We start from the raw sequence: 17074 nt of genomic DNA, 5'->3' as shown, positions 1-17074 counted from the left end.
ACATTCTCGCCGCCATCCAGCGCTTCTGCCTTCGCTCCCAGACGATCGGAGGAACTACGGAATCAGGACACTAGACCTGTGTGAACAAAGATCCGCAACATCCTCAGGGTGCAAGATCGACACTACCAGGAATGATGCCGGATCACGCATGTCGATGTTGAAACCCGGCTAGAGGATCTCCGTTTAGCTGCCTTACCAAGATGTAGAGAATGCAGATGTTAGATACTGACACGCTGAAGTTTCTACTGAAGCCTAGGCAAGTTGCCGTGTCGATATACCTTTCTCTCCGTCCTGAGGAGCGGGACCTACGACTGCAATCAGCCGAGCTCCGCAACGCGGTTGATGAAGTCGGCCAAAGGCTGGAAGCGAACGGGGTGGATCCGCATCTCTGCGAGACAATCATCTCGGCAACCCGTCAGCACATTTCCGGCCTGGATCTTTCGGCTCATCGGGATCCTTGTCTTGCCATCTTCGCGGACGAAAGTGAAACCCGGTTGGTGAGCCTACCGGAGACGCTGCCATATGATCTAGCGCTCGGGCACCATTTCAATGTGAAGCCGTTGTTGCCTCTGCTGGACAGGAACCGCCGCTTTTGGCTCCTCGCACTTTCAGCCGGCAGAGCCAGGCTTTTCAGCGTGACGCCTTTTGAGATCACCGAAGTTGACTTGGCCTTGGCTCATCGGGTTGTCGATACGACGGCTCCAGGCGAGCCGGCCGCGGATCAGGGCGGGAGCGCCGACAAAACACAGGCCATGGAAGCTCCGGACTCGTTGCTGGAGAGCCTGAGTGACCTGGTGCGAACCGTCGAGGACAGGATTGGCGGCGATACGGCGCCTGTCCTCCTCGCGGCAGAGCCGAGGATCGGTGGCCATTTCCGCAAAACAGTGCATCTGCCAGGGCTTCTGGAGGAAGGCCTAGTCCTGAATCCTCACGCCTTCTCACTGCGTGACCTTCAGCAGAAAGCACTGGAAGCCGTCAGGCCTCAGGTTAGATCGCAGGTCAATGATGTACTTGAGCAAATTCAAGCCAGGCTTGGTGACGCGGCTTCCAACGTCGCAGTTCGCCTTGAAGAAATCCTGGCTGCCGCTGACGAGGGACGCGTCGATGCAGTGATCGTGGCTTCCGACGAGGCGCTGTGGGGACGTTACGAGCCGGGCAGCCCGATCACCGCGCATGGGCATCGGGTGTCTGGCGACGAGGATCTGCTAAATCGTGCTGCTGTCGCCACGATGAGAAACGGCGGCCGCAGCTTCAGCCTTCCCAAAACACAAATTCCTCGCAACTCGTTGGCCGCAGCAACCCTCCGCTTCTGAGGATCAGACGATGGACCGTCCGCTGGATATCGCATTTCATAATCTGCCGCCGTCATCGGATATCGAAGCACTGATTCGACAGCATGTGGACAAGCTGTCGCAGCGCCACGACGAACTGGTTGGCTGCCGAGTTTCAATCGAGGCGCTGCATCAGCAGCACCAGACCGGCAATGTCTGCGAGGTCCACATCGTTCTTTCCCTTCCAGGCCGCGATCTGGCAGTGTCGCGCGAACCGCATAAGGCGAAAGAGCGCTACGCCCAGCCCACGATCAAGACCTCCATTCGTGACGCCTTTAAAGCCGCGGAGCGGCAATTGGAGTCCCTGAAAGGAAAGCAGCGTCAGTAGATGCCGGGGTATGGTGGGCTGTGGGCCCAGCCTGAGCAGGATGGCGAGGCTTGCGCTAGGTTGGCCGGCGCCTTCCTGCAAAGAAGGCAGGCCCTGGGCGACCTTTACAGCATAGTCCTGTCAAGGTGCCTCCAGGTAGCCATCGGCGTCGGTGCCAATGTTCGTCAGAGCGACGTGCACTTTGCGGCGGAAATCCGTAACCTGCCAGCCTTCTGAGGATCCGCGGCCAGATACCTGGACGCCGTTCTGTTAAAAGCCGCGGCCGCGCTGCTCCGCCGTGCGCACCAGTGCCGCCGCCAAACCGGCCGCCACCATGTCCTCCGTCAACGCCCGCATCCAGTCGGCTCCGGAACGGGTGGTGGCACCCCGCGCCGCCCGACCCAGGAGGGTGCCCGCGATGGCCCCCGCCACGCCGGACAAAGCCGCACCGACAGGCGATGCATTCCGGCCTGCCAGCGCGACGCCGCCGGCCGCACCTATGGCGAGGCGCACAGCGAAGGAGGCCGGGATGCGGCGGTCGGGCGCAAAGGACATCTTGTCGCCGGCCATCTCGCCCAGGGCGGCTGCCAGGGACAGGGCACGCGCGCCGCGGCCACTCGGAAGCCAGCCGGATGGCGTTTGCCTGGACGCGGCAGCCTGTGCCAGCGCAGCAACGGCCGTCATGCTGCGCATCCCGGTCACGAAGCCGATTCCGAACGACATCCAATGGCTCTGCACGCTGCTTTCCTTCCGTCCATGAGTTGCCCCGGCCAAGATGCGCGACGTGCACAGCCATCCGAGGCCATCAGGCAGAGAACTCAGCTCCACCCTTTCGGGTTCCCCTTCCCCCCGGTTCGGGTGGCGAATGGTGCATGCGTGGCCACGCGAAGCCGGCGTTGTTCATCTGCAGGCAGCCGGCGGCCCGGAACGCACACGTACTCCCGCATCGTCCGGGCCGAGGACAGGCTTCCCGTATAAGAAGCAATTGATCTTGGCGACGTGGATCTGTCCAGATCGGAGCAAGCGTCCAGATTCAAATACCACTCAGCCAAGCTGCGACTTGGTCGCCGGCAGGATCGCGAAGAACCTGGGTTGACCTGTCAGGCGCGACAACACAGGAAACGATGCTGCGGCCGGAGAAGATGATGGCGTATTCCTTGGTGGTTCTCTCCTGCCGCAGCGGGAAAATCACGGCACGGCCAGGGGCTTAGAGCCTCCGGCTCAGCGTGACGGCGTCGGTCAGCTTCCGCGGGATATTCACGGACCAAGTGGCGTAGTCCAATGTGCCGAAGCGCGGATAGTGCTCTATTTGTTGATTGCCGAGACGTTCAGATATCCTGAACCCCGGGGGGCGGTAGCCGCACCGCCCTGCAGATACACATCCGTGCCGGACTGGCCGAAGAAGTTGGGCGACACATACGCATTGCCCAGCCGTGTGACCGTGTTGATGGTCTTGGCCACCTTCCATGCGACCTCAGCATGGTCGAGATCGTCGTTGGTGGAGGGAGGTTGATAGCCAGGATAGCTGTGGTCATCCACGCAATGCTGCGCGTATCGAGCATGTGGACTGCCGGCAGATCAGGTTCCTGCCGTGCGCCGATACCGGCGAAGAAACCGAGATCCAGGCCGCTGCCGTGCAGCGCCTTGAACGCTCCCTGGATCGCCGGACGGTTGCGGCTCTGGCTGATGCCGCGGAACAGGTAGTCGCCGGACGCCGCCGACATGGCCATGAGTGTGAGGTCGAGCGTCTCCACCTCGATTTGCGCGAACGCGGCCGCAGGAGCGAGAAGCGCGGCGGCCATCACGAGGCCTGCCGCGGAAGCGATCCGGTTCATGATGTGGCCCGGAGCCAGATTCGTGCCGATGCGGCCGCAGAACCGGCTTCCACTAACGAAGGGCGTCGAGCGCGAGGTTCAGCTGCAAGATGTTGACGCGAGGGTCGCCAAGGAGGCCCAGTTCACGGCCTTCCGTGTGGTTCTGCAGCAAGGTCAGCACCCGGGCTTCCGGTAGGCCGCGCGCTGCGGCAACGCGTGCCACCTGCCTCGCTGCGTTGTCCGGGCTGACATGCGGGTCAAGGCCGGAGCCCGAGGCGGTGACGGCATCGGCGGGCACCGGCCTGGAGCCGGCGGTGCCGACCCGCTCCCGCACGGCCTCAACCAGCCTGGCGCTGATCGGCCCCTGTTGGGACGCGGCGCCCGCGGCGGCATCGTAGCCCTCCCCGGCCGCGGAAGGGCGCGGATGAAAATAGCCGGGCGCCGAGAAGGCCTGACCGATCAGGGCGGAGCCAACGATGGCCCCGTCACGCTCGATCAGGCTGCCACCCGCTTGGCTCGGGAAGACGGCACCGGCGATGCCGGTCATGGCGGCGGGAGCGGCCAGGCCGAGCAGAACGGTGAACAGCGACACCGTGGTGGCAGCCGGGCGAAGAATACCGGTCATGGCTCAGGCAACTCCCATGAGAACGAGAACAAGGTCGATGATCTTGATGCCGATGAAGGGCGCAACGAGGCCGCCAAGCCCATAGATCAGCAGGTTGCGCCGCAGCAGGGCGGCGGCACCGAGCGGCGTGTAGCGCACGCCCAGCAAGGCCAGCGGCACCAGCGCGACGATGATCAGCGCGTTGAAGATGACGGCGGACAGGATCGCGCTTTCCGGGCTCGCCAGGCGCATGACGTTCAGGGCAGCGAGCTCGGGATAGGACGCCACGAAGATGGCGGGCAGGATGGCGAAGTACTTCGCCACGTCATTCGCGATGGAAAAGGTCGTCAACGCGCCGCGGGTGATCAGGAGCTGCTTGCCGATCTCCACAACCTCGATCAGCTTGGTCGGATCGCTGTCGAGGTCCACCATGTTGCCTGCCTCGCGCGCCGCCTGGGTGCCGGTCTGCATGGCCACGCCCACATCGGCCTGGGCCAGCGCGGGCGCGTCGTTGGTGCCGTCGCCCGCCATGGCGACGAGGCGGCCTTCCGCCTGGGCAGCCCGGATATAGCCGAGCTTGTCCTGCGGCGTCGCCTCGGCGATGAAGTCGTCCACACCCGCCTCGGTCGCGATGGCGGCGGCGGTCAGCCGGTTGTCGCCGGTCACCATGACGGTGCGGATGCCCATGCGGCGCAGCGCGGCAAAGCGGTCGCGGATGCCCGGCTTGACGATGTCCTTCAATTCGATCAGCCCGAGCAGCCGGTCATTCTTCGCAACCGCCAGTGGAGTGCCGCCGCTGCGGCCGATGCGGTCGGCTTCCTGCCGGACCGCCGCCGGAGCCTCGGCGCCGAGTGCGCTGAGCAGCGAATTCACCGCGCCCTTGCGGTAGTTTCCGTCCGGCATATCGAGGCCCGAGAGGCGGGTCTGCGCCGTGAACGGAATAATCTGGCTGCTCGGCGGCTGGCTCGGCAAAGGCAGGTTGTGCCGCTCGCGGGCGAAAGCCACGATGGAGCGGCCTTCTGGCGTTTCGTCGCCCAGGCTGGCCAGCAGCGCCGCCTGCGCCAGGGTCCCGATCTCGACGTCCGGCGCGGGGTAGAACCCGGCGGCCTGACGGTTACCCAGCGTGATAGTGCCGGTCTTGTCCAGCAGCAGCACGTCCACGTCGCCTGCGGCCTCCACCGCCCGGCCGGAAGTGGCCATGACGTTGAAGCGCACCAGGCGATCCATGCCGGCGATGCCGATGGCGGACAGCAGGCCGCCGATGGTGGTGGGGATCAGCGTGATCAGCAACGCCGCCAGCACCGGCACGGAGGGCGGCTGTCCGTTCCAGGATGCGAGGCCGACCAGCGTCACCACCGCGATCAGGAAAATGATCGTCATGCCGGCGAGCAAGATGTCGAGCGCGATCTCGTTCGGCGTCTTCTGCCGCGATGCGCCTTCCACCAGTCCGATCATGCGATCGAGGAAGGTGCTGCCAGGAGCGGCGGTGATGCGCACCACGATCCAGTCGGACACCACCGCGGTGCCGCCCGTGACGGCCGATCGGTCGCCGCCGCTTTCGCGGATCACCGGAGCACTCTCGCCGGTCACCGCGGCTTCGTTGACCGAGGCAATGCCTTCCACCACCTCGCCATCCGAGGGGATCTGGTCACCCGCCTCCACCAGCACGAGATCGCCGACACGGAGCTCCGTGGCGGCACGGGATTGCCACAAGCTGCGGTCATCGGCACGGATCAGCAGCTTGGCGCGGGTTTCCGTCCGGGCACGGCGCAGGCTTTCGGCCCGCGCGCGGCCACGGCCTTCCGCCACGGCTTCCGCGAAGGTCGCAAAAAGCACGGTAAACCACAACCAGCCTGCAATGGCGGCCTGAAAGCCCCAGGTTTCGGCACGAAAGGCTGCCGAGATCGCCAGGATCGTCACCAGGATCGAGATGACCTCGGTGACGAAGATGACGGGGTTGCGGACCAGCTTCGCCGGATTGAGCTTCAGAAGCGCGTCCAGCGTAGCCTGGCCGAGCAGCGCCCGGTTCAGGCCCATCCCGGTCCGGCCTGGCCGGACAGGGGCGACGGTGGAGGTTGTCATGTCCATGGGATGGGACCTCAGAAGGTCTTGCCGGCGAGCATCACGAAGTGCTCCGCCAACGGACCAAGGGCGAGGGAAGGCAGGAATTGCAGCCCGCCCAGGATCAGGATCACGCCAGCCAGCAGCCCGGCGAAAAGTGGCCCATGCGTCGGCAGGGTGCCGTTGCCCTCGGGCGTCTTCACCTTGGCGGCGAGGCTGCCGGCAATCGCCATGACGGGAACCACGTAGGCGAACCGGCCCAGCAGCATGGCCATGCCAAGCGTGGTGTTCAGCCAGGCTGTGTCAGCCGTCAGGCCACCAAAGGCAGAACCATTGTTGCCGGCGGCCGAGGTGAAGGCGTAGAGCATTTCCGTCAGACCGTGGGGCCCGGCATGGGCGAGCGAGGCGGTGGCCAGCGGCAGTGCCATCGAGACGGCGGTGAAGCCCAGAATGGTGGCAGGCAGCACCAGCACCGCCAGCATGGCCAGCTTGATCTCGCGCGCCTGCACCTTCTTGCCCAAATATTCCGGCGTGCGGCCGACCATCAGCCCGGCAATGAACACGGCCAACAGCGCGAAGATCAACATGCCGTACAGGCCAGAACCGACACCGCCGGGCAGCACTTCCCCAAGCTGGATCAGGAACAGCGGCACCATGCCGCCGAGCGGCGTGAAGCTGCTGAACATGGCATTCACCGCGCCACAGGACGCACCCGTGGTGGTGGCCGTGAAGAGTGCCGCCAGCGCGAGGCCGAAGCGGACATCCTTGCCTTCCATGTTGCCTTGCGCCAGGTCCACGCCCAGAGAGGCCATGACGGGCGTCCCGGCCGCCTCCGCCGCGTAGATGGCCGCTGCCGCCACCACCACGAAGCCCAGCATCACCGCCAGCAAGGTCCGCCCCTGCCGCGCATCCTGAACGAGGTGACCGAAGGCGATGCAAAGGCTGAACGGAATCACCGCCTGCGACCAGATCTGGATCGCCGTCGCCAGCGCGCTCGGTCCCTCGAAGGGGTGCAGCGCGTTGACACCGAAGAAGCCGCCGCCATTGGTGCCGAGATGCTTGATGGCGACCTGGAAGGCGGCGGGACCCAAGGGGATCAGCTGTTCGCCGCCCTCCAGCGTCGTGGCGGTCACGTAGTCGGCAAAGGTCTGGGGCATCCCCAGGGCGACGAACACGAGGCCCACCACCACCGACAGCGGCAGCAGCACATAGAGCGTGATGCGGATGAAATCCGCCCAGAAATTGCCCAGGCTGCGTATCCCGCCGCGCGCAAAGGCGCGCGAGACCGCGAGTGCTAGGGCGACGCCGGTGGAGGCCGACAGGAAGTTCTGCACCGTCAGCCCGGCCATCTGAGACAGGTAGGACATCGCCACCTCCCCCGAATAGGCCTGCCAGTTGGTGTTGGAAACAAAGGATACGGCGGTGTTGAAGGCCAGCCAGGGCGACAGCCCGTCCAACCCGCGCGGGTTCAGCGGCAGCATGCCCTGCAGCCGCAGGATGAGGTAAAGCAGCAGGAAGCCGAGCGCGTTGACCGCCAGCATGGCAATGGCATAGGTGCGCCAGCCCTGCTCAGCCGAAGGATCGATGCCGCCGGCACGGAAGAACAGTGCTTCCACCGGCCGCAGCCAGCGGATACGGCCCTCGGCCACGGCGGCGATGTAGCGGCCGAGCGGGATCGCCGCCGCCAGCACGGCGGCGAGCACGAGCGCGATCTGCGCCCATCCGATGAGGGTCATGGGATCAAAGGTCCTCAGGGCGCAGCAGGGCCCACAGCAGATAGCCAAGGAGGCCGGCCGAGACGGCGGCGCCCAGGATCAGGTCGTGCATGCGCGTCAGACCTTCTCGCAGGCGGCCGCATACGCGCTCATCAGGCCGAAGAAGCCGAGTCCGAGAGCCAGCAACAGAATGTCGATCATCGAGTTGAACTCGCGCGATGGAGAACAGGAAGCCCCTGATCAAGGCTTTCTGCTGCTACGCCCCCGATGCGCAAAATATCGATGTGAGATCCCGTTCCGGATCATAAAGAATCCATAAACGACCGCGCTTGCGCTGCTTCTGCCGTCATGCAGGCCTTCCTGTTTTCGCCTCAGAAACGCCCGGAAGAGCAGTTCGCCGGCTTTATCGCGACACGGCCTCGTCCGAACGATCCGACAATTCCCGCGTGCGGCGGTCGATCTTCCGGAGGATCACGCCGAGCTGCCGCTGTTCGGCCTCCGTCAGAGCGCTGGCCAAGGCTGCCTGCATCTCCCGCGCCAGAGGCACGATGTCGCGATAGATGTCCCGGCCGCGTCGGCTGAGCCGCAGCAGCTGGGCCCGCTGATCCTGCGGATGGGCCCGGCGGTCCAGCAAGCCCCGGTCGACCAGGCGGATCACCGCACGGCTGACGCGCACGCGGTCCATGCCGGTGTGTCCGATGACCTGCTGGGTGGACAGGGTTCCGTGCTGCCCCACCACCGCCACCACGCGCCATTCGGGGATGCTGAGCCCGAAGCGTTCCTGATACCGCGTGGCGAAGAGGCTGCTGATCCCCTCGGTCACAACGGAAAGGCGGTAAGGCAGGAAATCCTGCAGGATCAAGGGCTCGGCGCTCGGTTTGCTCGCGGGCATGCTTTCGGCTTTCCATCTCATCTGAGACGTTATAGAACGCGGCAGCGGAACGGGAAATCGTCGCCGGCCTCAGGGAGGAACAACAGGATGAACGGATCCAGAAGGTCCGGCTTCGCCGCCGCGCCAGTCGACGCGGTAGGCGAGACCGCCTACCTGTCCGGTTTTGGCAACGGCTTCGAGACTGAGGCGCTGCCGGGCGCCCTGCCGGTCGGCCGCAACTCGCCACAAAAATGCGCCTACGGTCTTTATGCCGAGCAGCTCAGCGGCTCCCCCTTCACGGCGCCGCGCGCGACCAATGAGCGCAGTTGGCTCTACCGCATCCGCCCGACCGTCACGCATTGGGGGCGGTTCCACAAGATCGATGCCGGGTTGTGGCGCACCGCGCCCTGCGTTGAAGCCGACATGCCTCTTGCCCCGCTGCGCTGGGACCCGGTTCCGCTGCCGAGCGGCAGCGTCAGCTTCCTGGAAGGCATCCGCACTGTCACCACGGCGGGCGACGCGGGATCGCAGGCTGGCATGGGTGCGCACATCTATCTCGTCACCCGATCGATGCGGGACGAGTATTTCTACAACGCCGACGCCGAGCTGCTGTTCGTGCCGCAGCAGGGCGAGCTGCGGCTGTGGACCGAGTTCGGCATCATCGACATCGAGCCTGGCGAGATTGCCGTGATTCCACGCGGCGTGAAACTTCGGGTGGAACTGCACGGCGAAGCGGCGGCCCGCGGCTATCTGTGCGAGAATTATGGAGGGGCCTTTACCCTGCCCGAGCGCGGCCCGATCGGCGCCAACTGCCTGGCCAATCCGCGCGACTTTCTCACCCCGGCCGCGGCTTATGAGGACCGTGACGCGCCCTCCATCATGACGGTGAAGTGGGGCGGCAATCTGTGGCAGGCTGAATTGCGGCACTCGCCGCTGGACGTGGTTGCATGGCACGGCAACTACGCCCCCTACAAATATGATCTGCGGCGCTACTCACCGGTGGGACCGGTGCTGTTCGACCACGCGGATCCCTCGATCTTCACCGTGCTGACCTCCCCCTCCGAGACGCCCGGTACGGCCAATATCGACTTCGTCATCTTCCCCGATCGCTGGCTGGTGGCTGAGAACACCTTCCGCCCGCCCTGGTACCACATGAACATCATGAGCGAGTTCATGGGCCTGATCTACGGCGTCTACGATGCCAAGACCGGTGGCGGCTTCGTGCCCGGTGGCTTTTCACTGCACAACACGATGCTGCCGCACGGACCGGACATGAACGCCTTCGAAGGGGCCAGCAACGCCGAGCTGAAGCCGCACAGGCTGGAGGGAACGCTGGCCTTCATGTTCGAAACCCGGTTCCCGCAACGTGTCACCCGCTTTGCCGCCGAGGCACCGCAGTTCCAGAAGGATTATGCCGGCTACGGGCAGGAACTGCGCAAGCACTTCGACCCGTCGCGGCCGTAGGGCGATCACCATGAGAGACGCCCAGGCTCTACCTGCCCTTCCCGACGCAACCCATGATCCGGCGCTGCTCTCCTGGGTCCCGGACGCCAACAGGCATGCCGACTTCCCGATCCAGAACCTTCCTTTCGGCATCTTCACGCCACCGGGACAGGATGTGCCGCGCGGCGGCGTGGCTATTGGCGCGAGCATCCTCGATCTCGCCGCCGCCCACCATGCGGGGCTGTTCACCGGCGCGGCGGAGATCGCCGCGGCTGCCGCATCGCGCGAGGAATTGAATGCCTTCCTCGCGCTGGGCGCCACGCCTCGCCGCGCGCTGCGCACCCGGCTGTCTGCCATCCTGGCAGCCGGCAGCCGGGATCAGCACACAGCTGAGCGCTGCCTGCATCCGGCGGCGCACTGCACCCTGCGCCTGCCTGCACGGATCGGCGGCTACACCGATTTCTACGTCGGCATCCACCATGCGACGAATGTCGGACGCGTGTTCCGCCCGGACAATCCCCTGCTGCCGAACTACAAATACGTGCCGATCGGATATCACGGACGGGCATCCTCCGTGCGCGCCAGCGGCACCCGTGTCCGCCGGCCCAAGGGCCAGTTGAAGGTGCCAGATGCCGAGGCACCGCGCTTCGCACCCTGCGAGCGGCTGGATTATGAACTGGAACTCGGCATCTGGATCGGTCCGGGCAACGCGCTGGGCACCCCGGTGCCAATGGGCGAAGCCGAGCATCATGTGGCGGGTTACTGCCTGCTGAACGACTGGTCGGCACGCGACATCCAGGCCTGGGAATACCAGCCGCTCGGGCCGTTTCTATCGAAAAACTTCGGCTCCACAATTTCCGCCTGGATCGTGACGCCAGAAGCCCTGGCCCCCTTCCGCATGCCACAACCCGCGCGGCCGGAGGGCGATCCGCCACCCCTGCCCTATTTGCTGGATGAGGCCGACCAATGTCAGGGTGCCCTGGGCGTCGTGCTGGAAGCGCTGATCCTGACTGCGGACATGCGGAAGAAGGGCTTGCCGCCCTACCGTTTGTCGCGATCGAACACGTGCCACATGTACTGGACCGTGGCGCAGATGGTCGCGCACCACACCAGCGGCGGCTGCGACCTGAACCCCGGCGACCTGCTAGGCTCGGGCACCATCTCGGCGCCGGAACCAGGCGGCTTCGGCAGCCTTTTGGAGATCACACGGGGAGGCAAGGACCCCGTGGCCTTGCCATCCGGCGAGACGCGGCGCTTTCTGGAGGATGGCGACGAGATCATCCTGCGTGCCCGCGCCGAACGCCAGGGCGCGGCTTCCATCGGCTTTGGCGAATGCCGTGCCCGCATCCTGCCGGCTGCCTGACCGGATCGTCCATGCAGAAAGAAACGTCCATGCAGAACGCCGTCGCTCCGTCTTGCCGCGCCCTGTCCCGCCGCAGCCTGGCGCTGGCGGGAATGTCCACCGCCCTGTGGCCTGGCTTGGCGCGCGCCGCTTACCCCGACGCGCCGGTCAAATGGATCGTCGCCTATGCGGCGGGCGGCGGCAGTGACACGCTGGCGCGGCTGTTGGCGGTGCGGATGGCGGAAGGATTGGGCAAGCCCGTGGTGATCGACAACCGTCCCGGTGCTGCCACCAACATCGGTGCCGAGGCGGCGGCGCGCGCGGCGCCCGATGGATACACTCTTTTGACCGCGGATAATGGCACGCTGGTCTTCAATCCGGCGCTGTTCCGCCACCTGCCCTACGATCCCGACAAGGATTTCCGCCCGGTCGGTGGCATCGCCCGCTTTCACTTGGTGCTGGCGGTGAAGAAGGACTCCGCGCTGCGCGACTTTGACGCCCTGCTGACCCAGGGCAAGAACAGGCCGGGCAGCATCGACTACGCCTCGCCCGGCCTCGGTTCCCCGCATCATCTGGCGATGGAACGGCTGGCGCGCAGTGCCGGCGCGCGTTTCAATCACGTGCCGTATCGTGGCGCGGCACCGGCGTTGAACGACCTGCTCGCAGGCGTTGTCGAGGCGGCGGTGACCGACACTGTCGCGGGCGGCGAGGCGCTGCGCAGCGGCATGGCACGTCCCGTCGCCGTCTTCTCGGCCAGCCGCCACCCTGGCTTCCCGGACCTGCCCACGGTGGCCGAGGCCGCCGGGCTGGAGAAGTTCGAGGCCTATGCCTGGCAGAGCCTTATGGTGCCCCGCGCCACGCCCGACGCCGTCGCCGCCCGTCTGACTGCCGAGCTGGACACCGCGTTGGCCGATCCCGCCATCCAGCGGAGATTCCGGGAGATCGGCGTGGAGCCTCTGCCCGCGACGCCGCAGGAGGTGCAGGCCATTCTGGCGGCCGACCGGGCAGTCTGGGTCCCGTTGATCCGCGGCCTCGGCATCGCCCTGGACTGACTGGGGCAACGCTTGCCCGGCGGCTTCCGCTCCGGCACCACCTTTTCACCGGGCAACGGGTTGCAGGCAGATGCGGCGCTGTTCCATCAGGCGCCGCCCCGGACCGCAGTCGTGCAGCGGCCGTCTCGCCGGCCAGCCGGCTGGTAAGGTGTCGCCGCAACTCCCTGCCAAACTCCGCCGCCGATACGCAAGAATCTGCTTGCGGCCCCGATCGATGCGCATGCGGGTGCAGGGATGTCGCGGCTATGATCGTGGCTGCCTCCATAAGGATCCCGCAGAGATGACCGCCTTCCGGCCCAAATACGTCACCTTTGACTGCCACGGCACGCTGATCCACTTCCAGATGGCCGAGGCCGCGCGCAGCCTCTATGGCGCAGGGCTGGAGGAGGCGCGGATGGAGGCCTTTATCCGTGACTTCTCGGCCTATCGTCTGGATGAGGTCATGGGCGAATGGAAGCCTTATGCGGAGGTGGTGCACAACGCGGTGGAGCGCAGCTGCCGCGCCCATGGCGTTGCCTTCCGGCCGCAGGACGCGGCCTGGATCTATGAGCAGGTGCCCAGCTGGGGCCCGCATCCTGACGTGCCCGCCGGCCTGGCCCGCGTGGCGGAGAAGATCCCGCTGGTGATCCTTTCCAACGCCATGGATGCCCAGATCCCCGCAAATGTCGCACAGCTCGGTGCTCCGTTCCACGCCGTCTTTACGGCCGAACAGGCGCGCGCCTACAAGCCGCGCTTCCGCGCCTTCGAATACATGCTGGACATGCTGGGCTGCGGGCCGGAGGACATCCTGCACTGCTCGTCCTCTTTCCGTTATGACCTGATGTCGGCCCATGACCTTGGCATCAGGAACAAGGTCTGGGTGAATCGCGGGCATGAGCCGGCGAACCCCTACTACGGCTATACCGAGATCGCCGACATTTCGGGCCTGCCGGGGGTGGTCGGGCTTTGAACGCAATCGCGGCACGCTTCCCGCCCCGTTGGGGGAATGTTGCCTTCCTGCCGGCGTAACCAAGCCGGGCCGGAGCCGCTACGATGTCACAGTGGCGCGCAACGGCTCCAAGACGTCCTCGCAATGGCACCGCCTGCCGCCTGCCCGGATGACGCGCGGCAGGCCGCCACCCGTCAACTCCTCACTCGGTTTCCCGCTCCCTTTCGAAGACCGGGCATGAGCCTGCCTGATCTATGCACGACACCCTTTGGTAAATAAATCGTCCGTCGGCGGCGGGAATAATCCGACACCACCAGTGTCTGTTGCTCAGGAACCTGACCGCACCAGCCTGGAGGATCCATGGCTCATCGGCTTAACTATCTCCCGTTTCGACGCACCGGCGTGCTGGTCGCGCTACTGGCCAGCCTCGGACCAGCCCTGGCCCATGAGGGCCACCATCATCATCCTCCCCCTCCACGCGACGCGGCAGTCCAGGCCCCGCCATTTGCCGAGCAGCCCTTCCTGGCGGAGAACGACGCCGCCATGGCCAGGATGATGGATGCCATGGCCATCCAGCCCAGCGGCAACATCGATCGTGATTTCGTGGCGATGATGGCGGCGCATCATCAAGGCGCCATCGATATGGCCACCACCCTGCTGCGCCACGGGGGCAATGAGCAGCTGCGCCGACCGGCGTAGGAGATCATCGTCACCCAGCAGCAGGAGATCGCGGCGGTGCGACTGGCCATCGGTGCGCCATTGCCGCCTTCCACCCCCGCGCCCACACAGTTCCTGCCGCTCGCTGCCGCCACCCCTTGAGGAGCCTTCGCATGAAAGCCTTGATGCTGGCCACGGCCTGCCTCGGCGGCAGCCTTCTTGCACCCTTGGCCTGGGCCGGGCAGGCACCGGATGCCGCCACGGCGCGCGAAGTGCCGCTATCCTCGCGCGACCGCGTCTACGCGGCGGAACAGTTCTCCAACACCGTCTCGGTGACGGACCCGACCAGCAACACCCTGCTCGGCGTGATCCGCCTCGGCGATCCGCAGCCGATGAACTTCAGCCCGCTTTACCGCGGGCAGGTGCTGGTGCATGGCATGGGCTTCTTGCCTGACCACAAGACAATGGCGGTGGTGTCCATCGGCAGCAACTCGGTCACCTTCATCGACACCGCCACCAATGCGGTGAAGCACACCACCTATGTCGGCCGCTCTCCGCATGAGGCCTTCTTCACGCCCGATGGCCGCGAGGTCTGGGTCACCGTGCGCGGCGAGAACTATGTCTCGGTGCTGGACGGCAGGAGTTTCGCGGAAAAGCGCCGCATCACCGTGCCGGCCGGGCCGGGCATGACGATCTTCTCGCCGGACGGGCAGTACGGCTATGTCTGCTCCTCCTTCAATCCAGAGACAGTAGTGATCTCCACCGTCGACCACGAGATCGTCGGGCGGGTGAAGCAGGACAGTCCCTTCTGCCCCAACATCGCCGCCACGCCGGACGGCAAGCAGGTCTGGATGACGCTGAAGGATATCGGGCGTACCATGGTGTTCAACGCCCGACCGCCCTTCAACGTGATCCGCGGCCTCGAGACCGGCCCCATCACCAACCACGTCAACTTCGCCGCCACGCCCAAGGGCAACTTCGCCTATATCACGGTGGGCGGGCTGAACCTGGTGCGCGTACTCAGGACCGATGATTCCTCGGAGGCTGCGACGACCCCGGTAGGCAAGCTGCCGCACAGGCTCTGGCCTTCCGGAGATGGCAGCCGCGTTTATGTGGGGCTGGAGAATGGCGACGCCCTGGTCGCGATCGACACCGCCAGCAACACCGTGGCCGCAGAGATCCCGGTCGGACAGGCGCCGCAGGCGTTGATCTATGTTCCCAACGCCGTGCCGGAGGGCGACGGCCGCCAGGGGCTGCAGCCGCTCGGCCTAGCTGGCAGCACAGCCCATCTGAGCCTCGGCGTACCGGGTAATGAGGACCTGCCCACCAGCGTGTCCTTGTTTGACCAGGGGCTGTCGCAGGTGCTGCAGGCCTCGGTGACCGGGCTGCAGCCGGGCAAGCCCTACCTGCTGGGGCTGGCGGAGAAGCCGGATGGCGGCGGCGCGCTGCAGCCGCTTTCCAGCTTCATGACCAACCCGGCGGGATCGGTCATCGTTAATGCGGTCGGCCCGATCCGGCAGCTGGTGCAAGGCGAGGGCGATGCCCCGCGCCGCTTTCTCGTGATTGCCGCCAGCGAGAGCGGTAAGCCCGGCGCCGTGCAACAGGTGCAGCAGCCCTGATGCAGTGGGCTTGTTCCGTTCCCCCTGCCGGGCGGCCTGGCCCGTGACCAGCATGGTACGGCTGCTGGAGCCGATGATCCCGGCGCTGCGGCGCTACGCCCGGGCCCTGCTGCGGGACCGCAGCGCCGCCGACGACCTGGTGCAGGATGGGCTGGAGCGCGCGCTCTCCCACCGGCATCAGCGTCGTGCCGACAGGGATGCACGGAGCTGGGTGCTCGCGATCCTGCACAACCTCGCGGTGAACCGGATGCGGCAGCCCGCACGACGGGGCCCGCATGTACCGCTGGAGGAGGCGGCCGAACCCAGTCAGCCGCCCGTACAGGACGGCGTGCTGCAGCACCGCGACCTGCTGCGCGCCCTGGACAACCTGCCGGACGAGCAACGTAGCGTCCTATTGCTGGTCCCCGTGGAGGATCTTTCCTATGCCGAAGCCGCCACGGTGCTGGGCGTCCCGGTGGGCACGGCGATGTCACGCCTGGCACGCGGCCGGGAGCGGCTGCGCCAGGCCATGGAGGGTGAGGTCGTCCCGGCCGAGATGCCGCGCCTGCGGAGGATCAAATGAGCAACCATCCGATCACGGAGGATGACCTGCACGCCCTGGTGGATGAGGCGCTGGATGCGGCGCGGCAGGCGGAAGTGGAGGCTTATCTGGCTCGGCAGCCGGCCGTGGCGGCGCGCGTGAGGCCTATCGCCGACAGCGCACCGCGTTGCGGGATGCCTTGGCGCCGGTCGCCGCCGAGCCGGTTCCGGCCGAGTTGAACCTCGCCCGGCTGATCGAGGCCCGGCGTCAGCCGCGCCAGGCGCGCTGGCACGTCGCGGCCGCGGTGACGTTGGCGCTGGGCCTGGGCGGCGGCAGCGGCTGGTGGCTGCATGGCCGGCTCAGCCCTGCACCCGTGGGCATCGCCGCCCTGGCTCAGCAGGCCGCCGCCAGCTACGCCGTCTTCGCGCCGGACCGCGCGCCCCGTGGAACTGCGCGCGGCTGACAGCACAGCTCCGGTCGCCTGGGCCTCCGAGCGGCTGGGCCGCCCGGTGAGGGTGCCGGATCTCTCGGACGCGGGGTATCGGTTGATGGGCGGCCGGTTGGTGCCCACGGCTCAGGGCGCCGCCTTGCTGTTGATGTTCGACGACGACCAGGGAAACCGGCTGGTACTGCTAACCCGTCCCATGGCACAGGAGTGCGACACAATCATGGCGCACCGCGATGCCGGAACGGTTCACGCCTACACCTGGGCCATGGCGGGCAACGGGTACAGCCGGTCGTGTCCCATCGCGTGGTGTAGGAGCGATGGTTTCCGGCGGGCTGAACTACCGGATCAGGCTGGCACGGCGG

Annotated in this window: 18 protein-coding genes and 1 pseudogene; 12 read left to right on the top strand and 7 right to left on the bottom strand. The window is 66.2% G+C overall.

The genetic code is table 11. The features are described 5' to 3' along the window. Positions 1–209 precede the first annotated feature (209 nt). Both D2K64_RS24665 and D2K64_RS21200 read left to right on the top strand, forming a co-directional pair. Positions 210–1313 carry a baeRF3 domain-containing protein gene (locus D2K64_RS24665; RefSeq protein WP_157986005.1) on the top strand — a complete coding sequence of 368 codons (1104 nt, stop codon included), beginning with the start codon at positions 210–212 and terminating at the stop codon, positions 1311–1313. A gap of 10 nt (positions 1314–1323) precedes the next feature. Next, the gene (locus D2K64_RS21200; RefSeq protein ID WP_120010364.1) at positions 1324–1659 is read left to right on the top strand and encodes an HPF/RaiA family ribosome-associated protein; all 336 of its coding nucleotides are present in this window, start codon (positions 1324–1326) and stop codon (positions 1657–1659) included. A gap of 249 nt (positions 1660–1908) precedes the next feature. Here D2K64_RS21200 and D2K64_RS21190 read toward each other — a convergent pair whose 3' ends face one another. The 7 genes from D2K64_RS21190 to D2K64_RS21160 all read right to left on the bottom strand — a co-directional run bounded on the left by D2K64_RS21190 (position 1909) and on the right by D2K64_RS21160 (position 8724). After that, positions 1909–2322, bottom strand: coding sequence for a hypothetical protein (locus D2K64_RS21190; RefSeq protein ID WP_202910781.1), 414 nt, complete (start codon positions 2320–2322; stop codon positions 1909–1911). A gap of 644 nt (positions 2323–2966) precedes the next feature. Next, positions 2967–3473: a TorF family putative porin gene (locus D2K64_RS21185; RefSeq protein WP_120010361.1), complete on the bottom strand. Its 507-nt coding sequence runs from the start codon at positions 3471–3473 to the stop codon at positions 2967–2969. Positions 3474–3525: 52 nt separating this feature from the next. Beyond that, positions 3526–4077: a potassium-transporting ATPase subunit KdpC gene (gene kdpC / locus D2K64_RS21180; RefSeq protein WP_120010360.1), complete on the bottom strand. Its 552-nt coding sequence runs from the start codon at positions 4075–4077 to the stop codon at positions 3526–3528. 3 nt (positions 4078–4080) lie between these two features. After that, positions 4081–6144 (bottom strand): potassium-transporting ATPase subunit KdpB, encoded by a 2064-nt coding sequence (kdpB, locus tag D2K64_RS21175; protein ID WP_370765155.1) that lies wholly within the window; start codon positions 6142–6144, stop codon positions 4081–4083. Positions 6145–6155: 11 nt separating this feature from the next. After that, entirely contained in the window at positions 6156–7853 is a 1698-nt protein-coding gene (gene kdpA, locus D2K64_RS21170) for a potassium-transporting ATPase subunit KdpA (protein WP_120010358.1), read from the bottom strand. 4 nt (positions 7854–7857) lie between these two features. After that, entirely contained in the window at positions 7858–7944 is an 87-nt protein-coding gene (kdpF, locus tag D2K64_RS26300) for a K(+)-transporting ATPase subunit F (RefSeq protein ID WP_120010357.1), read from the bottom strand. Positions 7945–8235: 291 nt separating this feature from the next. Further along, a complete protein-coding gene (locus D2K64_RS21160; RefSeq protein WP_238384352.1) occupies positions 8236–8724 on the bottom strand; it encodes a MarR family winged helix-turn-helix transcriptional regulator in 489 nt (162 codons plus the stop codon). Between the two features lie 87 nt (positions 8725–8811). Between D2K64_RS21160 and hmgA the strand changes: the two genes are divergently transcribed. The 10 genes and pseudogenes from hmgA to D2K64_RS25695 form a co-directional block, all read left to right on the top strand. Next, entirely contained in the window at positions 8812–10167 is a 1356-nt protein-coding gene (gene hmgA, locus D2K64_RS21155) for a homogentisate 1,2-dioxygenase (RefSeq protein WP_120010355.1), read from the top strand. Between the two features lie 10 nt (positions 10168–10177). Then, positions 10178–11509 (top strand): fumarylacetoacetase, encoded by a 1332-nt coding sequence (fahA, locus tag D2K64_RS21150; RefSeq protein ID WP_120010354.1) that lies wholly within the window; start codon positions 10178–10180, stop codon positions 11507–11509. Positions 11510–11538: 29 nt separating this feature from the next. Then, entirely contained in the window at positions 11539–12540 is a 1002-nt protein-coding gene (locus D2K64_RS21145) for a Bug family tripartite tricarboxylate transporter substrate binding protein (RefSeq protein WP_120010367.1), read from the top strand. Between the two features lie 280 nt (positions 12541–12820). After that, entirely contained in the window at positions 12821–13489 is a 669-nt protein-coding gene (locus tag D2K64_RS21140) for a haloacid dehalogenase type II (RefSeq protein WP_120010353.1), read from the top strand. Positions 13490–13828: 339 nt separating this feature from the next. Further along, the gene (locus tag D2K64_RS21135; RefSeq protein WP_202910780.1) at positions 13829–14167 is read left to right on the top strand and encodes a DUF305 domain-containing protein; all 339 of its coding nucleotides are present in this window, start codon (positions 13829–13831) and stop codon (positions 14165–14167) included. Positions 14168–14298: 131 nt separating this feature from the next. Continuing rightward, entirely contained in the window at positions 14299–15744 is a 1446-nt protein-coding gene (locus D2K64_RS21130; protein WP_120010352.1) for a YncE family protein, read from the top strand. 52 nt (positions 15745–15796) lie between these two features. Beyond that, positions 15797–16306 carry a sigma-70 family RNA polymerase sigma factor gene (locus tag D2K64_RS21125; RefSeq protein ID WP_120010366.1) on the top strand — a complete coding sequence of 170 codons (510 nt, stop codon included), beginning with the start codon at positions 15797–15799 and terminating at the stop codon, positions 16304–16306. Further along, a complete protein-coding gene (locus D2K64_RS21120) occupies positions 16303–16503 on the top strand; it encodes an anti-sigma factor (protein ID WP_120010351.1) in 201 nt (66 codons plus the stop codon). Before D2K64_RS21125 ends, D2K64_RS21120 begins: the two co-directional genes overlap by 4 nt. Continuing rightward, complete coding sequence (locus tag D2K64_RS21115; protein WP_120010350.1) at positions 16464–16727, top strand: hypothetical protein; 264 nt, start codon at positions 16464–16466, stop codon at positions 16725–16727. Before D2K64_RS21120 ends, D2K64_RS21115 begins: the two co-directional genes overlap by 40 nt. After that, a pseudogene (locus tag D2K64_RS25695) lies at positions 16708–17074 on the top strand (hypothetical protein); the annotation flags it as partial. The gene D2K64_RS21115 and the pseudogene D2K64_RS25695, both read left to right, overlap by 20 nt.

Origin of the sequence: Teichococcus vastitatis, from assembly GCF_003604215.1 — a bacterium.
Classification (GTDB): domain Bacteria; phylum Pseudomonadota; class Alphaproteobacteria; order Acetobacterales; family Acetobacteraceae; genus Pseudoroseomonas; species Pseudoroseomonas vastitatis.
Note: the sequence above shows the minus strand (reverse complement) of the source record. Positions and strands in the feature narration are given on the sequence as shown.